Source organism: Sphingobium cloacae (genome assembly GCF_002355855.1).
GTDB lineage: Bacteria > Pseudomonadota > Alphaproteobacteria > Sphingomonadales > Sphingomonadaceae > Sphingobium > Sphingobium cloacae.
Map to the genome: position 1 here is coordinate 134675 of NZ_AP017656.1, position 24101 is coordinate 158775.

A 24101-nucleotide genomic window follows, 5' to 3' on the forward strand; every position below is an offset into this window, starting at 1 on the left:
ACTTCTGGGGCTGGCATATGCGAGGCAATCCCTCCGTAGGACTACGGAGTGCGCAGAGGCTTCCTGCGCTTCAGGGCTTGTTGCACCGCAGCAGGAGCGAAAATGTGCAGAGTCGAAGCAATATCCCTGACCCGTTGGACGGTCTGGCCACGACGCTGGATCGGTCGAGCTTCGCCGCCATCGCGCAGCTGACTTCAGGCCAGTCGCCCGCCACTTTGGCGCAGTCTTTTTCCGACTGGTGGACGCACATTCTCTGCTCGCCAGGCAGGCAGCTGCAGCTCGCCGCCAAGGGCGGGCGCAAGCTGATGCGGCTCGCCGACTATGCCATGCGCAGCGCATCCGGCAGCGATCCCGAGCCGGCGATCGATCCGCTGCCCCAGGATCGGCGCTTCGCCGACGCAGCCTGGAAGCGCCATCCGTTCGACCTGATCGAGCAGGCCTTCCTGCTCCAGCAGCAATGGTGGCATGCCGCGACGACCGGCGTGAGCGGCGTCACCGGGCACCACGAAGCGATCGTCGAGTTCGCGACCCGCCAGATGCTCGACATGGTGTCCCCGACCAATTTCATCCCGACCAACCCCGTGCTCCAGCAGCGCATCCTCGAAACCGGAGGACAATGCCTTGTCGAGGGTGCGCGATTTTTTTGCGACGACCTGGAACGCCTGGTACGCGGGGAGCCCGCAGCGGGCACGGAGGCCTATCGGGTCGGCGAGAAGGTCGCAGCCACGGCTGGCAAGGTCGTGTTTCGCAACAGGGTCATGGAACTGATCCAATATGCGCCCGCAACCGAGACGGTGCGTCCGGAGCCGATACTGATCGTGCCGGCATGGATCATGAAATATTACATCCTCGACCTCTCCCCGGAAAATTCGCTCATCCGCTGGCTGGTAGGGCAGGGCTACACCGTGTTCTGCATCTCCTGGCACAATCCCGACAGCGCCGACCGCGATCTCGACATGGAGGATTATCGCCTGCTTGGGCCGATGGCCGCCGTGGATGTCATCCAGGCGATTACCGGCACCGAGAAGATCCACGCGGCCGGCTATTGTATCGGCGGCACGCTGCTCGCCATCACCGCGGCCGCGATGGCGCGCGATGAAGATAAGCGTCTGGCGAGCGTCACGCTGTTCGCCGCCCAGACCGAGTTTAGCGAGCCGGGCGAACTTGGCCTGTTCATCGACGAGGCGGAAATCAACCTGATCGATGCGATGATGTGGGCGCGCGGCTTTCTCGACAGCAGTCAGATGGGCGGCGCCTTCCAGATGCTGCGATCCAACGATCTGGTCTGGTCGCGCATCCTCTCGACTTATCTCATGGGCGAGCGCGAGCCGATGACCGACCTCATTGCATGGAATGCCGACGGCACCCGCATGCCCTATGCCATGCACGCGCAATATCTGCGGCGCTTGTTCCTCGACAATGACTTGGCCGAAGGGCGCTACGAGGCCGGCGGCCACCCGGTCTCGCTCTCGGGGCTGCGCATGCCGATCTTCATGGTGGGCACGGAAACCGACCACGTCGCGCCGTGGCGCTCGACCCACAAGCTCCACATGCTGACGGGCGCGGAGATCCGCTTCGTGCTGACGAGCGGTGGCCACAATGCCGGGATCGTCTCCGAGCCCGGGCATCCTCATCGCCACTTTCGCGTCGCGACACGGATGCAGGATGGCCCGGCGCCAGGTCCCGATACCTGGCTGGAGCGGGCCGAGCTGCGCGAAGGGTCGTGGTGGCCGGAATGGAGTTCATGGCTTGGATCGCACTCGGGCAAGGCGGCCGCCCCACCGTCGATGGGCGCGCCCGAACGGAACTATCCGCCGCTCGGTGATGCCCCCGGGCGCTACGTGCTGGAGCGCTGAGCCATGGCCACCGCCAACCTCATCGAGAACCGCACGTTCGACGAGATCGCCGTCGGCGACACGGCCAGCCTCACCCGCACGCTGACCGCCGACGACATCCAGCTCTTCGCGGCGGTGTCAGGCGACGTGAATCCGGCGCATCTCGACCCTGTCTATGCCGAAACGGACATGTTCCACAGGGTCATCGCTCATGGCATGTGGGGCGCGGGGCTCATCTCGGCGATCCTGGGAACCGAGCTGCCAGGGCCCGGTGCGATCTATCTCGGCCAATCGCTTCGCTTCACCCGCCCGGTGGGCGTCGGCGACACCATCACGGCCTGCGTCACCGTCGCGCAGAAGCGCGCCGAGCATCATGTCATCGTTCTCGACTGCGCCTGCGTGAACCAAAAGGGCGAGACCGTCATCAGCGGCCAGGCCGAGGTCAAGGCGCCCACCGAGAAAGTCAGCCGGCCCCGCATGCCGCTTCCCGACGTGCGGATCGCCAGCCACGACCGCTTCCGCCAGTTGATGGAGCGCGCCAAGGACGGATCCGCGTGCGTCACGGCCGTGGTCCATCCGTGCAGCGCCGACGCCATGCGCGCGGTGGCTGAGGCCGCCGACGCCGGCATCGTCGTTCCAATTCTCATCGGACCTGCGGCGCGTATGACGAATGCGGCGAAGGACGCCGGTGTCGATATTGCCGCCTTCCGGGTGATCGGGGTCCCGCACAGCCACGCCGCCGCCGCCGAAGCCGTCGCGCGCGTACGGGCCGGCGAAGCCGCGCTGCTGATGAAGGGTTCGCTTCATACCGACGAGCTCATGGGCGCGGTCGTATCGTCCGACATGGGCCTTCGGACCGAACGCAGGATCAGCCACGCCTATGTGATGGATGTGCCCGGCTATCCGCGCCCGCTCATCATCACCGACGCCGCGATTAACATCGAGCCGACGCTTGAGGACAAGGCCGACATCGCGCGCAACGCGATCGACCTTGCCCATGTGATCGGGATCGAACAACCCAGGGTCGCGATCCTCGCCGCCGTCGAGACGGTCAATCCAAGGATGCGCACCACATTGGATGCCGCGGCGCTCTGCAAGATGGCGGACCGGGGCCAGATCGAAGGCGCGCTGCTCGATGGACCGCTCGCCCTCGATAATGCGATCAGCGAGGCGGCCGTGCGCGACAAAAGTATCGTCTCGCCGGTCGCCGGCCGGGCGGACATCCTGCTGGTGCCCAATCTGGAGGCCGGCAACATGCTCGCAAAGCAGCTGACCTTCCTGGGCGGCGCCGATGCCGCAGGCGTGGTGCTCGGCGGGCGCGTTCCGATCATCCTCACCAGCCGGGCAGACAGCGTGCGCACGCGCCTCGCCTCCTGCGCGCTCGCGGTGCTGCTGGCGCGGGCTGCAACCAAGGCGTCTCCCGGCGTTGCGGGACAGCGCCGCGATGGCTGAAATCCTGTGCCTCAACGCCGGTTCGTCGAGCCTTAAGTTCGCGCTCTACGCCGAGCCGGGCACTGATGAGCCCTCTTTGCTGGCGAGCGGCAAGATCGAGAATATCGGCCTTGAGCCGCACCTGATCGCGCGCGATGCGAAGGGGGATGTCCTTGCCGACCGGCGCTGGACGAAAGACGTCACGATCACGCATGAGACGCTGCTCAAGGATTTGCTGCGGGAGATCGAAGCTTCGGTCGGCGAGGATCTGATCGCGGTAGGACATCGGATCGTTCATGGGGGCGCCGACTATTCAGCGCCGGCGCGGGTCGACGCGCCACTCCTCGCCGCACTCGAGGCGCTTTGCCCACTGGCGCCATTGCATCAGCCCCATAATCTCGCCGCGGTCCGCGCCGTCTCCAGGCTGCGCCCCGCTCTGCTGCAAGTCGCCTGCTTCGACACCGGCTTCCATCATGGCCAGCCCCCGGTTGCGACGCGCCTCGCGCTGCCGCGCGCGCTCGGCGAAGAGGGCATGCGGCGCTACGGCTTTCACGGCATCTCCTACGAATATATCGCGCGGCAGCTGCGTTTGATCGATCCCGATACAGGCGGTGGCCGCACGATCGCCGCGCATCTCGGCAACGGGGCCAGCCTCTGTGCGATGGACGGGGGGCGCAGCATCGACACGACGATGGGGTTCACCGCACTCGACGGATTGGTGATGGGCACGCGGTGCGGAGCGCTCGACCCGGGCGCGGTGCTCTATCTTCTCCAGCAGAGGGGCATGACGGCGCGCGAAGTCGAGCATCTCCTCTACAGTGAGTCCGGCCTTTTGGGCGTGTCCGGCACATCGAGCGACATGCGCGCGCTTCTCGGCAGCGAAACGCCCGCCGCTGGGGAAGCGATCGACCTCTTCGTCTGGCAGATCGCGCGCCAGGCTGGCGCCCTCGCATCCTCGCTCGGGGGGCTCGATAGCTTCGTGTTTACCGCCGGGATCGGCGAGAATGCGCCTGAAATCCGCGCCCGCGTCGCCGATCGGCTCCGCTGGCTCGGCGTGGCGCTCGACACGGACGCGAATCTCCGCGGAGCGTCGGTCATCAGCGCGCCGTTCAGCCGTGTCACGGTGCGCATCATCCCGACCGACGAGGAGTGGATGATCGCCATCCACACCGCCGATCTTCTGCGTGAGGAGCCGAAACCATGAAACCTCTCGTCGATCTTACTGGCAAGCGCGGCCTGGTGATCGGCATCGCCAACGCGCAGAGCATCGCGGCGGGCTGCGCCCAGGCCTTCCACGACTGTGGCGCGAGACTGGCGGCGACCTATCTCAACGGAAAGGCCGAGCCGCTCGTGGCGCCCGTCGCGGAGACCCTGGGAGTCGAATGGCTCGCCGCGTGCGATGTCCGGGTGCCGGGCGAACTGGAGGCCCTGTTCGAGCGGGTGAAGTCCGAATAAGGCGGCCTCGATTTCCTGCTTCATTCGATCGCTTTCGCGCCGAACGAGGATTTGCACGGCCGCGTCGTCGACAGCTCGGCCGAAGGCCTCGCGCTGGCGATGGACGTCTCGTGCCACAGCTTCCTGCGCATGGCGCGTCTCGCCGAGCCGCTGATGTCGGATGGCGGCTGCCTGCTGTGCGTCACCTTCTACGGGTCGGAGCGGGTGGTCGAGCACTACAACCTGATGGGGCCGGTCAAAGCGGCCCTCGAAAGCGCGACCCGCTATGTCGCGGCTGAGCTTGGCCCCAAGGGCATTCGCGCCCATGCGATCTCGCCAGGCCCGATCGCGACCCGCGCTGCCAGCGGCATCGACCGCTTCGACGAGCTGCTCGAACGGGCCGCGGCGACGGTCCCGCAGCACCAGCTCGTGACCATCGAGGATGTCGGAGGGCTCGCCGCCTTCCTGGTGAGCGATGCCGGCCGCCATATCACCGGTACGATCATTCCGGTCGATGGCGGTCAGCACCTGCTCGGCTAGGGCGGCTCGCCGCGATCGGGGGCTATCCTATTTGTCGCTGGTGGCCTGCTTCTCGCCGTCGCCCGGGCTTTTCTGCCCGAACCATGGTCCGACAATGGCAGCAAAGGCATCCAGCGCCCCGGGAGCCGTCTGAGCGCTCGCGACGGCCTGCCAGGCCTGCTGCCATTCCTCGAACGCCGATCTTGTGCCGGCAATCATATGCTCGCGGACCGTGGCCATGTCCTCGAACAGTGCCCGCGGTCCGGCCGGGCTGACCGCGCCGGCGTCCGACGTCTTGTCCGTCGCGCCCGCAATCGAGGCACGCGCCTCTTCGGCGAAGCGGCCGGCGGCGCGGTTGCCGACCTCGAGCGACTCTTCGCCACCTTTCCGGGCGACTTCGGCGAGCTTCAGCATCAGGCCGACATTCGCTTTGGCGAGCGCGGCAAGTTGATCGACCGGATAGGGCATGGGACGATGAACCTTTCTCTTCGCGTCTAAGCTCCAGCGTATCGGGCATGCAGCCCTGGCCTGAGGCTCATCGCGTCGCGCCGCCGATATTCGGCGAGGCTGAATCAGAGAGAATCGGTAACTCTACGTATGCCGAATCTGCGGCTTGCCTGCGACGCTCAGCCAATGCACTTTTGGCTTGTCGTCCATGTCGTGCCCGCGGGCAGCGACTTCTACCCGTCCCGTCATGATCGCGGCACGGTCGGGCATGATTATGGTCTGACCCGGCAACCGGCATGGGCGTGATACCGTCCATAGCCAGGCTCGGCCGGATTGCGGCGCTCCGCGGTCCCGTCCTCGATGTCGAGTTCGACGAAGGGCCGCTGCCCGCAGTCAATGAAGCACTGCGCATCGATGCGGCGTCAGGCCCGCTGGTCGCGGAAGTGCAGAGCCATATTGATGATCGGACCGTCCGCGCCGTCGCGCTTCAGCCGACCTCCGGTCTGGCGCGCAATGTCGGCGTGGTGGCCTTAGGCGCACCCATCGCGGTTCCGGTCGGAGACAAGGTTCTTGGGCGGCTCCTTACGCCGACCGGGCAGGTGGGGGACGGCGGCGCGCCGCTCGGACCGGATGTGCCATTGAGGCCGATCCATCGCGCACCCCCACCGCTCGACGAGCAGAGCGCGGCGACGGCGATGTTCGAGACCGGCATCAAGGTCATCGATCTGCTCGCACCGCTTGCCCAGGGCGGCAAGGCCGCCATGTTCGGGGGCGCGGGGGTGGGCAAGACCGTGCTGGTGATGGAACTCATCAACGCGATGGTCGCCCGCTACGAGGGTGTCTCAGTGTTCGCGGGCATCGGCGAGCGATCGCGCGAGGGCCATGAGCTGCTCACCGACATGCGCGGCTCGGGTGTGATCGACAAGACCGTGCTCGTTTTCGGGCAGATGAACGAGCCGCCGGGCGCGCGCTGGCGGGTCGGGCTGACCGCGCTCACCATCGCCGAACATTTCCGCGACGAGCAGAAGCGCAACGTCCTGCTGCTCATGGATAATGTGTTCCGCTTCGTCCAGGCCGGCAGCGAGGTGTCGGGCCTGCTTGGACGCATGCCTTCGCGCGTCGGCTATCAGCCGACGCTGGCCAGCGAGGTGGCCGCGCTGCAGGAGCGCATCGCCTCTGTGCATGGGGCTGCGGTGACCGCGATCGAGGCGGTCTATGTGCCCGCCGACGATTTCACCGACCCGGCAGTCACCGCCATCTCCGCCCATCTCGACAGTTCCATTCTGCTCTCGCGCGCCATGGCGGCCGAAGGCATCTATCCCGCGGTCGATCCCTTGGGGTCCTCGTCGATCCTGCTCGATCCGCAGGTCGTGGGCGATCATCATTACGCGCTCGCCCAGCAGGCCCGCGAGACGATCGCGCATTATCGCGAGCTCCAGGACATCATCTCGCTGCTCGGCATCGAGGAACTGGGCCGCGAAGACCGGCTGATCGTCGGCAGGGCGCGGCGGCTCCAGCGCTTCCTGACCCAGCCTTTCATGGTGACCCAGGCCTTCACCGGACAGGCCGGCCGCTCGGTGGCGCTGGCTGATACCCTGAAGGGCGTCGCGGCCATCCTGTCGGGCGAGACCGACGACTGGCCCGAAAGCGCCTTCTACATGGTGGGCGATATTGAAGAGGCACGCTCTCGCGTGGGGCAGGGCGCATGAAGCTGCGCATCACCGATCCGACCGCGATCCTCGTCGACGCCGATGTCGCGTCGGTTCGCGCCGAGGATGCCAGCGGCAGTTTCGGCATCCTGTCGGGCCATGCCGATTTCCTGACCGCGCTTGGCGTCTCGATCGTCTCCTGGCGCGGCCCCGATGGCGCTCCCGGCTATTGCGCGGTGCGCAACGGCATTCTGACCGTGAGCCACGGCACGGAGGTCGCGGTCGCGACGCGCGAAGGCCATGTCGGCGATGACCTTGGAACGCTCGAGCATGACGTGCTCGCGCGCTACCGCGAGCGCGACGAGGGCGAACGATCCGAACGGACCGCGTCGGCGAAGCTCAGGATGCAGGCGATCCGCCATATGGTCGAGGCCCTGCAGGGTGGTGGCCGGGAGATCGGCCTGTGAGCACGGACAAGCCCGAGCAGCCGATCGTCGAAGCCATCCGGACCCGCGCGGAACGGCGGCGGCTTGCGCAGCGGCTTCCTTCCGTCGCCCGCAATCTCGGCCAGATCGGCGTGCTCGGCTGGCAGATCGTCCTGCCCGCGCTGGTCGGTCTCGCGATCGGCCGCTGGCTCGACCACCGGCTGGATAGCGGCATCTTCTGGACCGCGCCGCTCCTGCTCGTCGGGCTCGCCCTCGGCTGCTGGTCGGGCTGGCGCTGGATGCACCGGCAATGAGCCAGCTCTCCCCCATCCTGTTCCTGGCCCTCGGATTTGCGGTCGGCCTCGCCCATTTCGCGGCCATCGCCAGAGAAGCCGACCTCGTCACCCATGGCGGCCCGGCATCGCGCGCGATCCTGCTCAGGCTCGGGCGCCTCGCCGTCACTATTCTGGTTCTTGTCATCGCCAGCCGGCAAGGGTGGCCGGCGCTTCTTGCCGCAACAACCGGCTTCATGGGCGGGCGCCAGATCATGCTCCACCGGCTCGGAGGCGCCCGATGATATTCGCGTCACCACTTGAAAGCCATGTGCTGTTCGCGATCGGTCCGGTGCCGATCAGCCAGCCGGTCGCCACGACCTGGGGCATCATGGCCGTCCTTACAATCGGAAGCTGGCTGCTGACCCGCCGCCTTGCGTTACGCCCAACCCGAGCCCAAGCGGCGCTCGAGCTGGTCGTCGAGACCGTCGCCGGCCAGATCCGCGAGACGATGGAGGCGGAGCCGCGGCGTTATCTGCCGCTGATCGGCACGCTGTTCCTGTTCCTGCTGGTCGCCAACTGGTCGTCGCTGATCCCCGGCGTCGAGCCGCCGACCGCGACCCTCGAAACCGACGCGGCGCTGGCGCTGATCGTCTTCGGCGCGACGCTCTGGTTCGGCGTCCGCGCGCTCGGGCCCAGGGCCTATCTCGCGACCTTCGCGCGCCCCTCGATCCTGCTCGCCCCGCTCAATATCGTCGAGCTCTTCACCCGCAGCTTCTCGCTGATGGTGCGCCTGTTCGGCAACGTCATGAGCGGTGTCTTCATGATCGGCGTCGTGCTGAGCCTGGCCGGGCTGCTCGTCCCGATCCCGCTGATGGCGCTCGAAATGCTGACCGGCGCGGTCCAGGCCTACATTTTCGGCGCGCTCGCCATGGTCTTTATCGGCAGCGCTATCAGCGAGAACGGCGCCCGCCCGCCATCCAAACAGGAGTCCCCCGCATGAACTGGATCCATCTCGCCAGCATCCTCGGCGCCGCTTTCGCGATCTCGATCGGCGCAATCGCCCCGGCGCTCGGGCAGGGCAGGGCCGTCGCCGCCGCGATGGACGCGATCGCGCGCCAGCCCGAAGCCGCCAACACCATCTCGCGCACGCTGTTCGTGGGCCTCGCGATGATCGAGACGATGGCGATCTACTGCCTCGTGATTGCGCTGCTGCTGCTCTTCGCCAACCCGTTCGCCTGACATGCGGATCGACTGGTGGACGCTCGCGCTGCAGGCGGTCAATGTCCTCATCCTCGTGTGGCTGCTCGGACGCTTCCTGTTCCGTCCGGTGATGGATGCCATCGCTGCCCGCCAGGCATCGGCCCAGGCGCTGCTCGACGAAGCGCGGGAGGCAAAGGACCGGGCACAGGCCGAAGCGCAGGCGCTCAAGACGCAGAATGACGGCTTCGTCGCGGATGCGGCGGCTCGCCGCGCCGAGATCCGGACCGAGGCCGAAGCGGAGCGCCAGCGCCTCCTCGCGCAGGCCAGGCTCGAGGCGGACGCCGTCGTCGAGCAAGGCCATGCGGCGATCGATGCCGAACGCGGGCGGGTGGCGGCGCAGTGGCGGGAAAAGGCAGCGAGCCTCGCCGCCTCGATGGCAGGCACGTTGCTCGCTCGTCTCCCGCCCGAGCAGACGGTGCAGGCCATGGTCGACGCGCTCAAGGCGCGGCTCGGGGACCTTTCCGAGGCGGATCGCCTCAGCCTGGCGGCCGCCGGGCCCGTCACCGTCGCGACGCCCGCGCCGCTGACGGCCGATCTGCAGACGCAGGTAGCGCGCGCGCTTGGCGAAATCCTGCCGGATACCGCGACCCCGATTTTCGCGGTCGATCCAGATCTCATCGCCGGCGCGGAGCTTCGCACGCCCCACGCCGTCGTGCGCAACAGCTGGCGCGCCGATCTCGACGCCATGGTGGAGAGCCTCAATGAGGACAATCATGCCCGGATCGCCTGAAGACTGGCTGACGCAGGCCCAGAGCTGCATCGCGCGCGCCAATCTCGGGCCGCGTGTCGATGCAATTGGCCGGGTGGAATCGATCGGCGACGGCGTTGCCATGGTCTCGGGCCTTCCGGACTCGCGCCTCGACGAATTGCTCTATCTCGCCCGGGGCCAGACCGGATTCGTCCACACGCTCGACCGGGACCGGATTGGCTGCGTGCTGCTCGACGATGCCGCACAGGTGGAGGCAGGAGACACCGTAACCGGCTCGGGCGAGGTGGTGCGCGTGCCGGTTGGCGAGGCATTGCTTGGCCGAGTCGTCGATCCGCTCGGCCGTCCGCTCGATGGGGGCGCGCCGATCCGGGCCAGGCGCTTCGATCCTGTCGAACGGCCGGCGCCGGCGATCATCGAACGCGACCTCGTCGTCCAGCCGGTGCAGACCGGCACGCTCGCAATCGATGCGATGTTCGCCATCGGCCGGGGGCAGCGCGAACTCATTCTCGGTGACCGCGCCACCGGCAAGACGGCGCTCGCGGTCGACACGATCATCAACCAGCGCACCAGCGACATGATCTGCGTCTATGTCGCGATCGGCCAGAAAAGCTCGGCGGTCGCGCGCGTGGTCGATCAGGTGCGGCGGCATGGCGCGCCGGATCGCACCATCTTCGTCGTGGCGAGCCCCGCCGCGGCGCCGGGGCTGCAATGGATCGCGCCGTTCGCGGGCTTCACGATGGCCGAGTATTTTCGGGATGGTGGCGGCCATGCGGTGGTGGTGCTCGACGATCTCACCAAGCATGCCGCGACCCATCGCGAGATCGCCCTGCTGATCGGACAGCCGCCCGGGCGCGAGGCCTATCCAGGCGACGTCTTCTTCCTCCATTCCCGCCTGCTCGAACGTGCGGCGCGTCTCTCGACGGAGAAGGGGGGCGGTTCGCTCACGGCTCTGCCGATCGCGGAGACCGATGCCGGCAACGTCAGCGCCTATATTCCGACCAATCTGATCTCGATCACCGACGGTCAGATCATTCTCGACGCGAAGCTGTTCGCGCAGGGGCACAAGCCCGCCATCGACGTGGGCACGAGCGTGAGCCGGGTCGGCGGCAAGACGCAGCTTCGCGTCCTGCGCGACGCGAGCGGGACCATGCGCCTCGACTATGCGCAGTTCCTCGAGCTCGAGATGTTCACCCGCTTCGGCGAGCAGCCCGAGCCGCGTGTCCGCGCCCAGATCGAACGGGGCAAGCGCTTGCGCGCCTTGCTCGTGCAACCGCTGTCGAGTCCCCTACGGGTCGTCGACCAGGTGGCGCTGGCCGTGGCGCTCGGCGAAGGGTTGCTCGATGGCATGGTGGTCTCGGAGATACCGTCGCTCCGCGCGCGGCTGCCCGCCTGGATCGACGATCACGTCCCCGATCTATGCGCGCAGATCGAGCGGACTGGACAGATCGACACCGCGCAGCGGTCCGCTCTGATAACGACGGTGAAAGCGCTGATCGAAAGCCAGCCGGCCGGTTCTGCATCATGAGCGATCGCCTCGCCGAGATCGGCCACCGGATCGAGACCGTCCGCCAGCTCGGTGCGGTGGTCAACGCCATGCAGGGCATCGCCGCGCAGCGGGCGCAGCAGGCGCGCGCGCTGCTGCCCGCGGTGCGACGCTATGCGGAGACCGCCCGCACCGCCATTGGCCAGGCGCGCCGCCTTGACGAGCCACTGGCGCGTTTTCCGGCGCGGGCGGTCGGTGGTGCGAGAGGCGGCCTTATCCTGTTCGGTGCGGAGCAAGGCTTTGCCGGGGCCTTTCCGGAGCAGCTGCTCGACGGCGCCGCGGCCGACATGCAGGACAGGCATATTCTTCTGATTGGCGCGCGCACGGCCACGCTTGCGACCGAGCGCGGTCTGCGCATCGCATGGAGCGCGAGCATGCCGAGCAAGGCCGATGCGCTGCCCGCACTCGCGACAAGCATCATCGACGCGCTGTACGACTATCTGGACGAGACCGGCGCGGTGCCCATCACCATGGCTTATCCGGTCTGGAGCAGCGGCAAGGGCGTCTCGATCGTGCGCGCGAGCCTCCTGCCGCTCGACCTCGACACTTTCCCCGCGTCCACGGCGGATTTGCCGCCGCTCGTCAATATCAACGCGGCGGACCTTATCGGCGACCTGACCGCGGAATATGTCTTCGCCCAGATCTGCGCGGCTGCGGTCGAGACGTTCGTCGCCGAGAATGAGGCACGGCTGCGCACCATGGCGACCGCCCGCAGCCACATCGATCGCAAGGGCGAGGCCCTGCGCCTCGAGGAGCGCCTCACGCGTCAGGATCAGATCACCAGTGAAGTCGTCGAACTGAGCGGCGGGCGACATCGGCGAGAATGAATGCAGGGCAGGCACTTCTGCTGTTCAGCAAGAAACCGCAGAACCGCCATTGTCGTCGGGATCGAAGAGGGAGTTCGCCATGCACTATAGTAGCGGAAACTACGAAGCTTTCGTGCGCCCCCGCAAACCTGAGGGCGCTGACAGGAAGACGGCCTGGTTCGTCGGCTCGGGTCTTGCGGGACTAGCGGGCGCGGCGTTCCTGATCCGCGACGGCGGCGTCGCCGGCGAGCGTATTACCATCCTTGAGGAGCTGCATGTTCCCGGCGGCGCGCTCGACGGCCTCGACGTCCCCGAAAAGGGGTTCGTCATCCGCGGAGGGCGCGAGATGGAGGAGCATTTCGAATGCCTCTGGGATCTCTATCGCTCGATCCCTTCGCTGGAGATCGAGGATGCGAGTGTGCTCGACGAATTCTACCGGCTCAACAAGGACGATCCGAATTTTTCGCTGCAGCGCGTCACGCAGAACCAGGGCCAGGATGTGCCTGACAAGGCTTTGCTGACACTCAGCGATCGCGCGCGAAGAGATCTGATCTCCGTCTTCCTCGCGACGCGGGAGGAGATGGAGAACAAGCGGATCAACGAAGTCTTCGGCGATGATTTCCTCAGGAGCAACTTCTGGCTCTACTGGCGCACCATGTTCGCCTTCGAGGAATGGCATTCCGCGCTTGAGATGAAGCTCTATCTCCATCGCTTCATCCACCATATCGGCAGTCTGGCGGATTTCTCCTCACTCAAGTTCAACCGCTACAATCAATATGAATCGATGGTCCTGCCGCTGGTCAACTGGCTGCAGGATCGCGGCGTCAGGTTTCGCTACGGCGTCGAGGTCACCGACGTCGATTTCGACATCCGGCCCGGCCGCAAACAGGCGACCCGGATTGCCTGGATCGAAAACGGGGTCGAAGGCGGCGTCGATCTCGGCGCCGACGACCTCGTCTTCATCACCATCGGATCGCTGACCGAGAATTCCGACAATGGCGATCATCATACACCGGCCAGGCTGAATGAGGGGCCGGCGCCGGCCTGGGACCTGTGGCGCCGGATCGCGGCCAAGGACCCGGCCTTTGGTCGTCCCGACGTGTTTGGATCCCATATCCCGGAAACCAAATGGGCGTCGGCGACCATCACCACGCTCGACGCGCGCATTCCGGCGTACATTCGCAAGATCGCCAGGCGCGATCCGTTCAGCGGCACGGTGGTGACCGGCGGCATCATCACGGTCAAGGACTCGAGCTGGCTGCTGAGCTGGACGGTGAGCCGGCAACCCCACTTCAGGAAGCAGCCGAAGGACCAGATCGTCGCCTGGTTCTATGCCTTGTTCGTCGACCGACCCGGCGACTATGTGAAGAAGCCGATGCAGGACTGTACGGGCGAGGAGATCACGCAAGAATGGCTCTATCATCTCGGCGTGCCGGTCGAGGATATTCCTGGGCTCGCCGCGACGGGGGCGACGACCGTGCCGGTGATGATGCCCTACATCACCGCCTTCTTCATGCCGCGCCAGGCCGGCGACCGGCCGGACGTGGTGCCCGAGGGCGCGGTCAACTTCGCCTTTGTCGGCCAGTTTGCCGAGTCGAAGCAGCGTGATTGTATCTTCACGACGGAATATTCGGTGCGCACGCCGATGGAGGCCGTCTACACGCTGATGAAGGTCGAACGCGGCGTGCCGGAAGTGTTCAACTCAACCTATGATATCCGCACGCTTCTGGCCACAATCGGGCCGCTCAGGGATGGCAAAGGGATCGACATTCCCGGCCCGTCCTTCCTGCGCAAGCTGTTGATGAAGAAGCTTGAAGGCACAGAGATCGCCCAGCTGTTGGAAGAGTTTCATCTCCTTTCGCGATAGCAATCAAGCGCGACCCTTCGCCTGGGCTCACGAAAATTCCGCCAAAAGCTGATGAACAACGTCGATGCATCCCGGCAGGCACTATGTCCGCGCCATCAGGTGACACGCAGAGATTCAACCGCAGCAGCCCTGGCCGCCTTTACCTACAGCGGCCTTCCCATTCCAGCCGCAAAGGCGATCCGCAAGGTTTCGGCAAGGGTACGGACTCCAAGCTTGGACATGATGCTCGCGCGATGGACTTCGACCGTCCGTGAAGAAATGCCCAGATCATAGGCGATGGTCTTGTTCGGAAGGCCTTGCGCAAGGCCTTCGAGAACATCCCGTTCGCGCGGTGTCAGTAGATCGACCTGTCGGCATGCCTCGGCTTCTTCGAGAGCGCGCCCCTCGGCCGTGTCGATGCGCGCGAACGCTCGGTCTATCGCATCGAGCAGCAGCGCCCGTTCGATAGGTTTGGCCAGGAAATCGACAGCACCCGCCTTCATCGCTTGGACAGCAAGCGCAATGTCTCCGTTGCCGGTCAGCATCACGACTGGCATGCTTATATCCATCTGCGTCAGCGCTGCCTGAACCTGTAGACCGTTCATGTCCGGCATGTGCATGTCGAGAACGATGCTACCTCTTTCAGCTTCATCTGCAATTTTCAGAAAGTCGACTCCCGAGCCATAGGTCTCGACGGCAAATCCCGCTGTCCTTAATGTGAATCCTACAGCTTTCCTGATTGTTTCTTCGTCATCAATGACATGAACGACGCGCTTGCTCTCCATGGCCCCCCGGACGTGTTGGCATTGCTGCGCACCCCAGCGGGCACAGCTTCAAAGGGGAGACCTTCTACGGGTAGGACCATGGTCCAAGGTCAAGGCCGAAATACCGCCGCATCACAACAGGCAAGGCAGGTGCTCGGCGAGAGGGGGGTAAGCGACCCGGCATCATGTGCCGAACTTTGCGAGATGACCGCTCTTGCGAACGGGGCGGCGCTCCCTCTGGTCTCCCGGCGGCAAGGCGCCGCAAGACGCTGCCGCCGGGAGTGGGCACGCCTCTTGGGGGATGAGCGCGCTGGTTGCTCCTAAGCTCGACGCGTCATGTTGTCATGGCAAGAAGCTGATAATCGCTATTCTGTGTCAGCAGCGCGCCGTAACGCCGATGTCCGGGGCGGATCGCAGCTCCGCTCGCGCGCCGCTACGGCACGGCGAATCCGATTCAGCACGAACCGGTGATCATAGGGTTTTGAGATCGAAGGCTGATCATCGCAGAGATCGCCCGCCTTCCGTGTCGCAGTTTCGATATTCCCGGCGAGGATGGCACCGATACCGGGTTGTTCCTGACGAACCAAGGATGCCAGGCCCGCGCCGCGCTCAGCGCGATCGAGCCAGCGCAGCGCTGCCATCACATCGTCGACCGGCACCGGGATGCTGGCGGGCGACGGAGGGCCGGTTGGCCCTCGACGGCGGAGCGATCGGACGCCCAGGATGCAAGGATGGCGGGCTTCACTTCGGGCTCAAGCTGCGGGTCCGAGCAACGATGAAGGGATCAAGGAAAGAGCGTGTGTGCGACATGACATATCCTCCTTTCCTGCCGCGACTTTCTCCGAAAGCGAAGTTCCCGGAAGATTGGTTCGGGCTCGTGTAGGGTCAATGGATGGGAATGCGCCCGGCGTTTGCCGGGCGTTCGTTTTCATCGTGCATTGAGCATTGAGTACTGAAGAACTGACGCGCAGCGCACCGTTCAAATTCCGTGACGAACGGCCTCCGCAATCGCCGGCATCACGTCGATATCATTAGAGGTATGCGCAACAGCGTTCGTGCTCACGATCCTCTCGACGAGCCCACCCAGGACTTGCGCTGCATCGCCGGCGAAAAGCGGATGCACGACCACGCAATCCGGTCGCGCGAACCCCATGCCGACCAGCTGGCGCGCCGCCTCGGCGAGGGTCCGGCCGGATGAGGCGATATCGTCGACCAGCACCGGCTGGCGATCGAGAAACGCTGGGGCATTCGGAATCGAGATGGTGACGTCACGGTCGCCGGACCGGATTTTCTCGCACACGAGAAACGGAGCATCGGCATCGGCCGCCACCTGCGAGACCCACTGTTCGCTTTCCAGGTCCGGACCGATGATCAGCGGACGAGCGACATTGCGCTTGATCCACGAGGCCAGAAGCCGCGCAGCATGAACAACCTGGGTCGGGATGCGGTAGATTTCCGACAACGCATGATAGCGGTGGAGATGCGGATCGACCGTCACCAGCCAGTCGAGATGGCGGGACAGGATCGCGGCAAAGGTTCGCGACGTCACCGCCTCGCCGGCATGGAAGCGAATGTCCTGGCGCATGTAAGCGAGGTAGGGGGCGACGAGCCCGATCCTGCGAGCGCCCAGATCGCGCGCGGTGTCGGCTGCGAACAGCAGCGGCAACAGCTTGGCGTCCGGATGATCGAGACTGCACAGCAGGATGACGTCGCGGTCGCTGATGTCGCTTACGACCCTGAGATAGGTTTCCCCGTCGGGAAACTGACGATGCTCGATCGTGCCGACCTCTGCATCGAGTGCGGCGGATAGCGGCTGTGCCAGGGCCTCGCTGCCAGACAGCGCGAACAGCACGGGACGGTTCATAGCGCTTCAATCCCGAAGATCGGCCCGTCGCTCACCGCATAGGCCGCCGCATAATCGAGCTCGCCCGGGCTCTCGGCATGAATGGTGCTCAAGGGAGCCCCGGCATCCACCATCTGGTTCAGCCGACACTGCAGCGCGACGCCGGCGGCCTTGGCCATCGGCGCGCCGGCAAGCTTCGCGACCGTCGCGAGCTTGCGATTGTCGATACTCACCAGGCGGCCGCTATAGGGAGCGATCATATCCTGTTGGAACCGGGCGACCGGTGGAGCCCGCATGCCGCCCTGCGCTTCGCAGATACGTTGGAACTTGGCCCAGGCCCGGCCGCTTTCGAGGCACGCCCGCGCACGCGCATAGCCTTCGCCGGCCGGGGCCGCGTCCGCGAGCTCAAGCAGTCCTCCCGCCAGCTCGCAGGCCCGGTGGGCGAGATCCTCGGCGCCAGGCTGCCCCTGGAGCACGGCAAGGATATCCTGCGCCTCGAGCGCCGGACCGATGCCCCGTCCGATCGGCTCCGCGCCGGGGCCGCGCATCACGCGCGTGCGAAGCCCGAAGGCTTGGGCGACCGAGCTCAGCGCGCGCTCGAGGGTGTCGGCGGCAGCGGCTCCGCGGACCTTGGCGGTCGGCCCGACCGGGATGTCGATGACCAGATGGGTCGCACCGGCCGCGACTTTCTTGGACAGCACCGAGGCGACCATCTGCCCGACGGCATCGATATCGAGCACGCGCTCCACGCCGATGATCACGTCGTCGGCAGGGCTGAGATTGACGGCGCCGCCCCAGGCGATGCAGCCGCCTTCGCGCTCGACCACCTTGCGGATTGCGGAAACGTCGAGGTCGACAGGTGCCAGCACCTCCATCGTGTCCGCCGTGCCGGCCGGCGAGGTGATCGCCCGCGACGATGTCTTGGGCATGATCAGGCCCTCCGCGGCCATGATCGAGACGATGATCGGCGTGGTGCGATTGCCCGGCAATCCACCGACGCTATGCTTGTCGACGATGACCGTTCCGGGCCACTGCAATCGCTCGCCGACATCGACCATCGCCCTGGTCAGGCTGATCGTTTCGTCCGTATCGAGCGGGACCGCCGAGCAGGCCGTGACGAATGCCGAGAGATGGACATCGCTATAGCGTCGCTCGGCGATGTCGGTGATGATCGCTGAAAAAGCCCCGTCACTGAGACGATTGCCATAGATACGCCGACGCACTTCGGCGAGCGAGGCGAGAGGCTGGGCGTGCGCGATCTCGACCGGATCGCCCTCGCTGACGCCGAGCCGCTGCCATGCGGATTCCGAGAGGCCGATCTCGCCGGGCGCTGGAGCCTCCGCGGAACTGTGCAGCAGCGAGACGACGATTTCCCGCCCGCCGGCGCGCAGCGCGACCTGCGCGCGGGACGCAAGACCTTCCGAGCGGCAGACGGGACAGTCGTGGCGCATGACCGCAATCAGATCGCTACCGGCACCCGACAGGCCGATGCGGCGTGCCCGCAGCGTCGTCGCGACAGACTCTGCTTCGGCGTTCTCGATGATCCCGGGCTTCACGCGAGCATGCCCCAGCTACCCAGCGCCGGTACGCTGCATGCCCAGCCCAGTTCCTCCGAGACACGCTTCGCCAGGACGTGGGCGCCGGTCGGCTCGCCATGGGTGACATAGACGTGGCGCGGGGCCTCGTGCAGCGAGCCGAGCCAGCGCATGAGCTCGTCGCTGTCGGCATGCGCCGAGAGCATCGTCAGGTTGGCGACCTCGGCTTCGACCGGGATATACTCGCCGTGGATCTTGATCGTCCGGGCGCCGCCGATCATGGCGGCGCCGCGGGTGCCCGCCGCCTGGAAGCCCGAGAAGAGGATGAGGTTCTTCCCATCCGGCGCGAAGCGCTTGAGATGGTGGAGCACGCGGCCGCCCGTTGCCATTCCGCTGGCCGAGATGATGACCTTTGGGGCGGGGTTGGCGGTGAGTTCCTTGGATTCCTCCACTTCGCGCACATAGTGCGCGACGCTGCACGCCGCTTCGCACTCGGCGCGGGCCAGGCGATGCTCGTCCATGAAATCGCACATCAGCCCGCTCGCGTTGATCGCCATCGGGCTGTCGAGGAAGATCGGGATGTCGCGGAGGCGTCCCTGCGCGCGCAGACGCGAGAAATGATAGAGAAGCGACTGGACCCGTCCCACGGCGAAGGCCGGGATCACCACCGTCCCTCCTCTCTCGACGCATCGTTCGACATGATCTCCAAGCGTCTTTGTCGGATCGACCTGCTCGTGGCGCCGATCGCCATAGGTCGATTCCACCAGGACATAGTCGGCGCGCGCGGGCGGCTCGGGATCTTTCATCACCGAATCGCCGTAACGGCCGATGTCGCCTGAGAAGAGGATTGTCCGCCCCTTCCAGTCGATCTCGATCGACGCCGCGCCGAGGATGTGGCCGGCGCGATGATAGCGCACCCTGATGCCGTCCGTGACTGCATGCCACGCTCCGAACTCGATCGGCCGGAAGAGCTGCAATGCCAGACGCGCGTCAGCCTGGGTGTAGAGCGGCAGCGCCGGCTGGTGCCTGGAGAAGCCGTGCCGGTTGGCGAACTCCGCATCCTTTTCCTGCAGATGACCGCTGTCGGGAAGAAGGAGCTCGCACAGGGCCGCGGTCGCCCGGGTGGCAAGGACGGTACCGTCCCAGCCCAGGCGCGCCATGCGCGGTAGCGCGCCCGAGTGATCGAGATGAGCGTGGGTCAGCAGGACTTGGCCGACATCGGCGACTTCGGGTGGAATTGGCGCCCAATTAAGGCGGCGCAGATCCCTGGGTCCTTGAAACAGGCCGGAATCGACAACGATCTGAGTTTCACCATCGTCCACCAGATAACGCGACCCTGTGACCGTTCCCGATGCGCCGAGAAAGGCGACGCCGAGACCATCGGCCGGGCGCTTAGCCAGATCGATCCTTGCTTCGCGCTCGAGGACGGTCACGCCGGACTGGTTGCGGGAATGGTGCCGTTTCTTTCTCTTGTGCATGGACGCGGGCCTGCCTCTCACGATTATGTTCGTGAGCGCAGCTTTGATTCGCGGACGCCGCACGCCTATACGCAAAAGCCGCAGCACGACTGCTGCTCCCGACAGTTGCGTCGCGCGAACACCGGTGGCCGATCCGATCGATCACCTTACCCATGCTTGCGCGATGCCCTTCGGACTTCGCTCTCTACTTATACCTTGCTCCTTGGACTCGAGCCTATGCAGGCTGGAGGTTGACTAGAAGAGAACGGCATATGGGCGAACATGACCATCGCATGCGCAAGCGCGGCAAGATCGTTCTGATCGGCTTCCTGCTCGTCGCCAGCTTCTTCCTCATTACCGAGCATACCGCGCACTTCCTGGGTGTGCTGCCCTATCTCATCCTGCTCGCCTGCCCGCTCATGCACCTGTTCATGCACCACGGCCAAGGTGGGCATCAGCATGGCCATGAGCCCGGCCAGGCACCCGCCGGCTTGCCGGCCAATCCCAACGGCCGCATCGAAGGAGAGTCGCGATGACGCACGCCGACTATGGCTATGGTCTGTGGGGGCTCGCGCTGGTCAATGCCGCCGTTTTCATCCTCTTTGCGTTCAGCTTCTTCAAGCCGGCAACGCGGCGCGACTGGCGCAGCTTCGGCGCGTTCAGTGCGTTCATCGTCGCGCTCTTCGCCGAAATGTATGGCTTCCCGCTCACCATCTTCCTGCTGTCGGGGTGGCTCCAGTCGCATTTCCCCGGCGTCGACTGGTGGAGCCACGATGCTGGCCACATCCTGGAAATGATGTTCGGCTGGCGCATCAATCCGCATTTCGGCCCGTTCCACATCGCCAGCTTTGTGCTGATTGGTGTAGGCTTTTGGCTAATCTCGATCGCGTGGACGGCGCTTCACACGAGTCAGCGCAAAAACGAATTGGCAATGACGGGGGTCTACGCCCGGGTGCGGCACCCTCAATACGTAGGGTTCATCCTCGTCATGCTCGGTTTCTTGCTACAATGGCCGACGCTTCTGACGCTTGCCATGTTTCCGGTGCTGGTGGTGATGTACATTCGTTTGGCTAAGCATGAGGAGAGATACGCGCTCGCGACCTACGGCGATAGCTACCGCCAGTACATGGCCCATGTTCCCGCCTTCTTCCCCAGCTTGCGTTGGAAGCGGGAGATTGCAGGACTGGCCTTCACAGGAAATGCTCGAATGGCAGGCCATCAGACGGACGGGCCGGTTAGCGAGGGTTCTCGAGAACACGACAACATGCTGCCAGGAGGTTAGACGTTGTCCTCCTCCGCAAGATCATCACGAACATGACGAAATCGAGGGGGCGTATGTGACCATGCAGGTGACGATCCTTGCGATTGTAGTAAACGGCGTTCCCGTCCTGAGCCTCCATCAGACCCGATCCGCGGCCTGGAAGCGGCTCATGAGATTCATAGACGCGAAATGGCCGGAGCGCCTGGGAGCGATGCTTCCCCCTGCCGAAGACGAAGCGAAGGCGCGCATGTTCTTTCGCGAGGAAGATAAAGACCTGTACGCGATCATCGACGCCGACATATCAGAGCTGCACGATGCCTTGGGGTGGGTCAAAGATCCCGTCGTTGGTTAGCCCGTCACGCGATCGCCCTCGAAAAGCTGGGCCGCCCACCGATCGAGATCGCAGCCACGTCCTGAACGTCACCGAAGTTCAGGACGTGACCGAGCCCGGGCAGTGCGATCGGGCGCTATCTGTAAGCCGGACAAGCAACTGACCTGTTCGACCGCCGTGCCAGCGGGCTGATTGCCAAGGGCGCGGCCGGATTTTGCGTCGGCGCAACGGGTGTCAGTCGGTGTCGGCCTCTACGGAGAGATGTGCAGCGGCTGTCATCTATCGCCCCGGCGCGGAGGAATCGGAGGTGAGCCAAGGCCCTTAACGGCAAGCCCCGAACTGGCGAGGGGTGGCGCAACGCCTCACGCCCGCTCAGCAGCCCTGGATTATCAAGCATGGTGTAAGCTGACGGCCGAGCCGGCGGGGGGCAAGACGCACCGGATCCCCTGTCTGGGACACGGTGGCGTTCGTGCGCTAACTCTCGGGGATGACGGCTGAGCCGTACAAGCGCTGGTCGCGGGCGCACCTGTCGGCCACGCGGGATGATGAAGAATCTGGCAGGCACGAAATGAGACACGCAAGGATGGAGATTCGACCCTGAGAAGCACCAAACTTCGGCTGCACCTTCTCGCGAGCCGCACTCACAAGTGGCTCGCGATCATTGTCGGCGCGCAGCTTCTTTTGTGGTTCGCGAGCGGCGCGTTGATGAGCTTCTTGCCCATCGATCGAGTGCATGGCGATCACCTTGTGGACCGCAAAGCCGTGGCGCCCTTGCCTCGCGGCGTGGCGCTCGTCCCACCATCAGTGATCGTCGCGGCGACCGGGACGCGGATCGAGACCGTGAGCTATCGCATGTGGCTTGGCCGCCCGGTCGCTGAGGCGACAACGGCCCGAGGGACGCGGCTGTTCGACGCGAGAACGGGCGCACTGTTGCCCGCCCCAACTGCGGCGCAAGCCCAAGCGGTAGCGAGGGCCGCCTGGCGGAGCAACGATCACCCAAGTGTGAACGTGGAACTGATCGATCGCGCCAGTCCCGAATATCGCGGCACGCTTCCCGCCTGGCGTGTGACGTTCGCCGATCCGGACTCCACTCGGATCTTCGTGGCGGCCGATACCGGCCGGATTGCGGCGGTGAGGACAGGCACGTGGCGGCTTTATGACTTCTTCTGGAGCCTTCACATCATGGATTGGAAGAATCACGAGGACTTCAACACGCCATGGCTTCTAGGGTTTGCGCTCGGCGGCCTCGGACTTTGGCTTGGCGGGGCCGTGCTTCTTTGCATGCGTTGGCCGAAGCGGCGTCGGTCAAGCGCGTCAGGCTAGCGGACCGGCAGAAACCGGAGAAGCATGATGATAAAGAAAAGTGATAAGTCGCGCGGCGGGTTGGAACGCAGTTGAACAGGCGAGACTTCGTTTGGCAGCGATGGGGTAGACCATGGCGCATCTGAGCGATGCTGAAATGATCAACTGGATGGCGCTTTATACTGCGACCGCTCTGTGCTGCGCGATCGCAATGGCCTTGGCGATCCTTGTTCTCGCCTGTCGCCTCTGGCGCGAGAAGGCCTGGGCGCAGCTTCGCAGCGCCAAGGATGTGGCGCTGTTCCTCCCCAAATCCTGGTGGCGGTGGCAGAAGCTTTATCTGCTTTCGACGCCCGTGACGCTCGCGATCGTCAGTTCGTTCGGATTCACGTTGAGGTGGAGCTGATCGTTTAAAGGGCGAAGGCGTCTGAGAGTCGGGCTACCAGGTGCGCCGCGTTGCGGTCGGCCGGGGTGACAGTCAACAGTGGCGCTACTCGCCGAAGCCTTTCGCGTTGGTGGACCTCGGGCTCGCCGAACTCCAGCACCTCCAAGATCCATTGCCTGATCTCGCCGGTCGTGCCTGAACGCGCTTCGATCAGGAAGTCGGGGCGGCAGGGGCCGGCGGGAGTGAGGTGATCAAAGACGGGCTTCTCGACAAAGATATCAAGGCCCTCCTCGGCTAGCTCGCGCCTCGCTTCCAGAAGCGCGCGCAGAACGTCTCGCTCGAACTCGGAATTGACCGGGATGAAGCGACGGCCCGAATAAATCGGTTGGGCAAATGCGCGCAATGGTGCGTAGCCGTGCGCTTCCGGATACTCGCCTGCGACGATCATTACCAGGAACGGCCCCTTCACCGGTTTTCCGGCGAAAGAGAATGACTGCACCCGAGATCGCACCCAGTATAGAGCTAAGCCGCGCTTTCTGGACCCATGCCGATGCGCTGCACAGCCGCCGTGCGTATGCTGCACTTCGATTTCTCGGCGATGCTGATCTGCCGCAGAGCCTCGAGCGCGCGGATCAGCCGGGGGCCGGCGTAGCTCGGGTCGGGTTCGACCCGCGCGCCCAGGTCCTCGCGCCAGTGGCGCCGGGTGTTTCCGGCGAACTGGGCCTGCCATCTGGCGAAGCCTTCGAAGGGATCGTCGAGCGTCGCGATCCGTGGCCGGCCGGGGACGGGGAGGGCGCAGCCCCACGAAAAAACATCGATTTCGTCGATCTCGTGGCCCTGGAGCTGGAGCGCGGCGGCGTAGCCGGTCCAGGCGGCGCGCAATTGCCACGCGCGAGCACCCGAAGTGGCGGAAGTCCGCGCATCGAGCCGCCCGACGGCGGCGCTCGCCTGCTCGAGCGCCGCGGCGAGACCGTCGCTCCACGGCAGCGATGTCAGCGCGGAAGAGCGGCGAGCCATCCCCAAGCATATCCCGAGATCGCCCTTTGA

Annotated in this window: 24 protein-coding genes and 3 pseudogenes; 19 read left to right on the forward strand and 8 right to left on the reverse strand. The window is 65.3% G+C overall.

Translation table 11 applies throughout. The features are described 5' to 3' along the window. The first annotated feature begins 134 nt into the window (after positions 1-134). The 4 genes and pseudogenes from SCLO_RS19290 (at position 135) to fabI (ending at position 5240) form a co-directional block, all read left to right on the forward strand. Complete coding sequence (locus SCLO_RS19290) at positions 135-1856, forward strand: PHA/PHB synthase family protein (RefSeq protein WP_007406387.1); 1722 nt, start codon at positions 135-137, stop codon at positions 1854-1856. Positions 1857-1859: 3 nt separating this feature from the next. After that, complete coding sequence (locus SCLO_RS19295) at positions 1860-3287, forward strand: bifunctional enoyl-CoA hydratase/phosphate acetyltransferase (protein ID WP_030541622.1); 1428 nt, start codon at positions 1860-1862, stop codon at positions 3285-3287. Next, positions 3280-4470 carry an acetate/propionate family kinase gene (locus SCLO_RS19300; protein ID WP_007406370.1) on the forward strand — a complete coding sequence of 397 codons (1191 nt, stop codon included), beginning with the start codon at positions 3280-3282 and terminating at the stop codon, positions 4468-4470. The genes SCLO_RS19295 and SCLO_RS19300 overlap by 8 nt, the downstream gene beginning before the upstream one ends. After that, positions 4467-5240 (forward strand): annotated as a pseudogene (gene fabI, locus SCLO_RS23050) (enoyl-ACP reductase FabI). The gene SCLO_RS19300 and the pseudogene fabI overlap by 4 nt, the downstream one beginning before the upstream one ends. A gap of 27 nt (positions 5241-5267) precedes the next feature. Here fabI and SCLO_RS19315 read toward each other — a convergent pair. Then, positions 5268-5687, reverse strand: a complete 420-nt coding sequence (locus SCLO_RS19315; RefSeq protein ID WP_030541621.1) for a hypothetical protein — start codon at positions 5685-5687, stop codon at positions 5268-5270. Positions 5688-5962: 275 nt separating this feature from the next. Here SCLO_RS19315 and atpD point away from each other — a divergent pair, with 275 nt between their 5' ends. The 10 genes from atpD (at position 5963) to SCLO_RS19365 (ending at position 14200) form a co-directional block, all read left to right on the forward strand. After that, positions 5963-7375 carry a F0F1 ATP synthase subunit beta gene (gene atpD, locus SCLO_RS19320; protein ID WP_046408695.1) on the forward strand — a complete coding sequence of 471 codons (1413 nt, stop codon included), beginning with the start codon at positions 5963-5965 and terminating at the stop codon, positions 7373-7375. Then, entirely contained in the window at positions 7372-7782 is a 411-nt protein-coding gene (locus SCLO_RS19325; protein ID WP_030541620.1) for a F0F1 ATP synthase subunit epsilon, read from the forward strand. Before atpD ends, SCLO_RS19325 begins: the two co-directional genes overlap by 4 nt. Next, positions 7779-8054 carry an AtpZ/AtpI family protein gene (locus tag SCLO_RS19330; protein ID WP_030541619.1) on the forward strand — a complete coding sequence of 92 codons (276 nt, stop codon included), beginning with the start codon at positions 7779-7781 and terminating at the stop codon, positions 8052-8054. The genes SCLO_RS19325 and SCLO_RS19330 overlap by 4 nt, the downstream gene beginning before the upstream one ends. Beyond that, positions 8051-8317 (forward strand): ATP synthase subunit I, encoded by a 267-nt coding sequence (locus SCLO_RS19335; RefSeq protein ID WP_017501319.1) that lies wholly within the window; start codon positions 8051-8053, stop codon positions 8315-8317. The genes SCLO_RS19330 and SCLO_RS19335 overlap by 4 nt, the downstream gene beginning before the upstream one ends. Next, entirely contained in the window at positions 8314-9015 is a 702-nt protein-coding gene (locus SCLO_RS19340) for a F0F1 ATP synthase subunit A (RefSeq protein ID WP_030541618.1), read from the forward strand. The genes SCLO_RS19335 and SCLO_RS19340 overlap by 4 nt, the downstream gene beginning before the upstream one ends. After that, positions 9012-9254, forward strand: a complete 243-nt coding sequence (locus SCLO_RS19345) for a F0F1 ATP synthase subunit C (RefSeq protein WP_046408697.1) — start codon at positions 9012-9014, stop codon at positions 9252-9254. The genes SCLO_RS19340 and SCLO_RS19345 overlap by 4 nt, the downstream gene beginning before the upstream one ends. Before the next feature lies 1 nt (position 9255). Continuing rightward, the gene (locus SCLO_RS19350) at positions 9256-10005 is read left to right on the forward strand and encodes a F0F1 ATP synthase subunit B family protein (RefSeq protein WP_030541616.1); all 750 of its coding nucleotides are present in this window, start codon (positions 9256-9258) and stop codon (positions 10003-10005) included. After that, positions 9989-11509 carry a F0F1 ATP synthase subunit alpha gene (locus SCLO_RS19355; protein ID WP_030541615.1) on the forward strand — a complete coding sequence of 507 codons (1521 nt, stop codon included), beginning with the start codon at positions 9989-9991 and terminating at the stop codon, positions 11507-11509. Before SCLO_RS19350 ends, SCLO_RS19355 begins: the two co-directional genes overlap by 17 nt. Next, the gene (locus SCLO_RS19360; RefSeq protein ID WP_046408699.1) at positions 11506-12354 is read left to right on the forward strand and encodes a F0F1 ATP synthase subunit gamma; all 849 of its coding nucleotides are present in this window, start codon (positions 11506-11508) and stop codon (positions 12352-12354) included. The genes SCLO_RS19355 and SCLO_RS19360 overlap by 4 nt, the downstream gene beginning before the upstream one ends. Before the next feature lie 79 nt (positions 12355-12433). Next, positions 12434-14200, forward strand: a complete 1767-nt coding sequence (locus SCLO_RS19365) for an oleate hydratase (RefSeq protein WP_030541613.1) — start codon at positions 12434-12436, stop codon at positions 14198-14200. A 143-nt stretch (positions 14201-14343) separates the two neighbouring features. On the opposite strand, the gene SCLO_RS19370 is transcribed toward SCLO_RS19365, so the two are convergent. The 5 genes and pseudogenes from SCLO_RS19370 to SCLO_RS19385 all read right to left on the reverse strand — a co-directional run bounded on the left by SCLO_RS19370 (position 14344) and on the right by SCLO_RS19385 (position 19799). Continuing rightward, positions 14344-14964: a response regulator transcription factor gene (locus tag SCLO_RS19370; protein WP_030541612.1), complete on the reverse strand. Its 621-nt coding sequence runs from the start codon at positions 14962-14964 to the stop codon at positions 14344-14346. Between the two features lie 593 nt (positions 14965-15557). Continuing rightward, a pseudogene (locus SCLO_RS24430) lies at positions 15558-15753 on the reverse strand (hypothetical protein); the annotation flags it as partial. Between the two features lie 147 nt (positions 15754-15900). Beyond that, a pseudogene (locus tag SCLO_RS19375) lies at positions 15901-16807 on the reverse strand (ribose-phosphate pyrophosphokinase); the annotation flags it as partial. Beyond that, a complete protein-coding gene (locus SCLO_RS19380; protein ID WP_030541610.1) occupies positions 16804-18342 on the reverse strand; it encodes a thymidine phosphorylase family protein in 1539 nt (512 codons plus the stop codon). The pseudogene SCLO_RS19375 and the gene SCLO_RS19380, both read right to left, overlap by 4 nt. After that, entirely contained in the window at positions 18339-19799 is a 1461-nt protein-coding gene (locus SCLO_RS19385) for an MBL fold metallo-hydrolase RNA specificity domain-containing protein (RefSeq protein WP_021245239.1), read from the reverse strand. Before SCLO_RS19385 ends, SCLO_RS19380 begins: the two co-directional genes overlap by 4 nt. Positions 19800-20050: 251 nt before the next feature. Between SCLO_RS19385 and SCLO_RS19390 the strand changes: the two genes are divergently transcribed. From SCLO_RS19390 to SCLO_RS19410, 5 genes are all read left to right on the forward strand, one after another. Continuing rightward, the gene (locus tag SCLO_RS19390) at positions 20051-20314 is read left to right on the forward strand and encodes a DUF2933 domain-containing protein (RefSeq protein WP_013039078.1); all 264 of its coding nucleotides are present in this window, start codon (positions 20051-20053) and stop codon (positions 20312-20314) included. Continuing rightward, positions 20311-21060, forward strand: coding sequence for a methyltransferase family protein (locus SCLO_RS19395; protein ID WP_082731805.1), 750 nt, complete (start codon positions 20311-20313; stop codon positions 21058-21060). The genes SCLO_RS19390 and SCLO_RS19395 overlap by 4 nt, the downstream gene beginning before the upstream one ends. A 55-nt stretch (positions 21061-21115) precedes the next feature. Beyond that, positions 21116-21391: a hypothetical protein gene (locus tag SCLO_RS19400; protein WP_030541607.1), complete on the forward strand. Its 276-nt coding sequence runs from the start codon at positions 21116-21118 to the stop codon at positions 21389-21391. Positions 21392-21988: 597 nt separating this feature from the next. Continuing rightward, complete coding sequence (locus tag SCLO_RS19405) at positions 21989-22693, forward strand: PepSY domain-containing protein (protein WP_331386562.1); 705 nt, start codon at positions 21989-21991, stop codon at positions 22691-22693. Between the two features lie 112 nt (positions 22694-22805). Continuing rightward, positions 22806-23075 (forward strand): hypothetical protein, encoded by a 270-nt coding sequence (locus SCLO_RS19410; RefSeq protein WP_037448046.1) that lies wholly within the window; start codon positions 22806-22808, stop codon positions 23073-23075. Positions 23076-23079: 4 nt separating this feature from the next. Here the strand turns inward: SCLO_RS19410 and SCLO_RS19415 are convergent, their stop codons facing one another. Both SCLO_RS19415 and SCLO_RS23495 read right to left on the reverse strand, forming a co-directional pair. After that, positions 23080-23523: a hypothetical protein gene (locus SCLO_RS19415; protein WP_179948864.1), complete on the reverse strand. Its 444-nt coding sequence runs from the start codon at positions 23521-23523 to the stop codon at positions 23080-23082. A gap of 53 nt (positions 23524-23576) precedes the next feature. Beyond that, a complete protein-coding gene (locus SCLO_RS23495) occupies positions 23577-24071 on the reverse strand; it encodes a hypothetical protein (RefSeq protein ID WP_053000798.1) in 495 nt (164 codons plus the stop codon). Positions 24072-24101 lie beyond the last annotated feature (30 nt).

What these genes read in the sequence shown, in the direction of transcription:
- SCLO_RS19410 (WP_037448046.1), top strand. Translation starts at nt 22,806, where the DNA reads ATGGCGCATCTGAGCGATGCTGAAATGATCAACTGGATGGCGCTTTAT.
- SCLO_RS19315 (WP_030541621.1), bottom strand. Translation starts at nt 5,687, where the DNA reads ATGCCCTATCCGGTCGATCAACTTGCCGCGCTCGCCAAAGCGAATGTC.
- SCLO_RS19340 (WP_030541618.1), top strand. Translation starts at nt 8,314, where the DNA reads ATGATATTCGCGTCACCACTTGAAAGCCATGTGCTGTTCGCGATCGGT.
- SCLO_RS19350 (WP_030541616.1), top strand. Translation starts at nt 9,256, where the DNA reads ATGCGGATCGACTGGTGGACGCTCGCGCTGCAGGCGGTCAATGTCCTC.
- SCLO_RS19295 (WP_030541622.1), top strand. Translation starts at nt 1,860, where the DNA reads ATGGCCACCGCCAACCTCATCGAGAACCGCACGTTCGACGAGATCGCC.
- SCLO_RS19395 (WP_082731805.1), top strand. Translation starts at nt 20,311, where the DNA reads ATGACGCACGCCGACTATGGCTATGGTCTGTGGGGGCTCGCGCTGGTC.
- SCLO_RS19360 (WP_046408699.1), top strand. Translation starts at nt 11,506, where the DNA reads ATGAGCGATCGCCTCGCCGAGATCGGCCACCGGATCGAGACCGTCCGC.
- SCLO_RS19355 (WP_030541615.1), top strand. Translation starts at nt 9,989, where the DNA reads ATGCCCGGATCGCCTGAAGACTGGCTGACGCAGGCCCAGAGCTGCATC.
- SCLO_RS19325 (WP_030541620.1), top strand. Translation starts at nt 7,372, where the DNA reads ATGAAGCTGCGCATCACCGATCCGACCGCGATCCTCGTCGACGCCGAT.
- SCLO_RS19385 (WP_021245239.1), bottom strand. Translation starts at nt 19,799, where the DNA reads ATGCACAAGAGAAAGAAACGGCACCATTCCCGCAACCAGTCCGGCGTG.
- SCLO_RS19390 (WP_013039078.1), top strand. Translation starts at nt 20,051, where the DNA reads ATGGGCGAACATGACCATCGCATGCGCAAGCGCGGCAAGATCGTTCTG.
- SCLO_RS19365 (WP_030541613.1), top strand. Translation starts at nt 12,434, where the DNA reads ATGCACTATAGTAGCGGAAACTACGAAGCTTTCGTGCGCCCCCGCAAA.
- SCLO_RS19335 (WP_017501319.1), top strand. Translation starts at nt 8,051, where the DNA reads ATGAGCCAGCTCTCCCCCATCCTGTTCCTGGCCCTCGGATTTGCGGTC.
- SCLO_RS19370 (WP_030541612.1), bottom strand. Translation starts at nt 14,964, where the DNA reads ATGGAGAGCAAGCGCGTCGTTCATGTCATTGATGACGAAGAAACAATC.
- SCLO_RS19345 (WP_046408697.1), top strand. Translation starts at nt 9,012, where the DNA reads ATGAACTGGATCCATCTCGCCAGCATCCTCGGCGCCGCTTTCGCGATC.
- atpD (WP_046408695.1), top strand. Translation starts at nt 5,963, where the DNA reads ATGGGCGTGATACCGTCCATAGCCAGGCTCGGCCGGATTGCGGCGCTC.
- SCLO_RS23495 (WP_053000798.1), bottom strand. Translation starts at nt 24,071, where the DNA reads ATGGCTCGCCGCTCTTCCGCGCTGACATCGCTGCCGTGGAGCGACGGT.
- SCLO_RS19300 (WP_007406370.1), top strand. Translation starts at nt 3,280, where the DNA reads ATGGCTGAAATCCTGTGCCTCAACGCCGGTTCGTCGAGCCTTAAGTTC.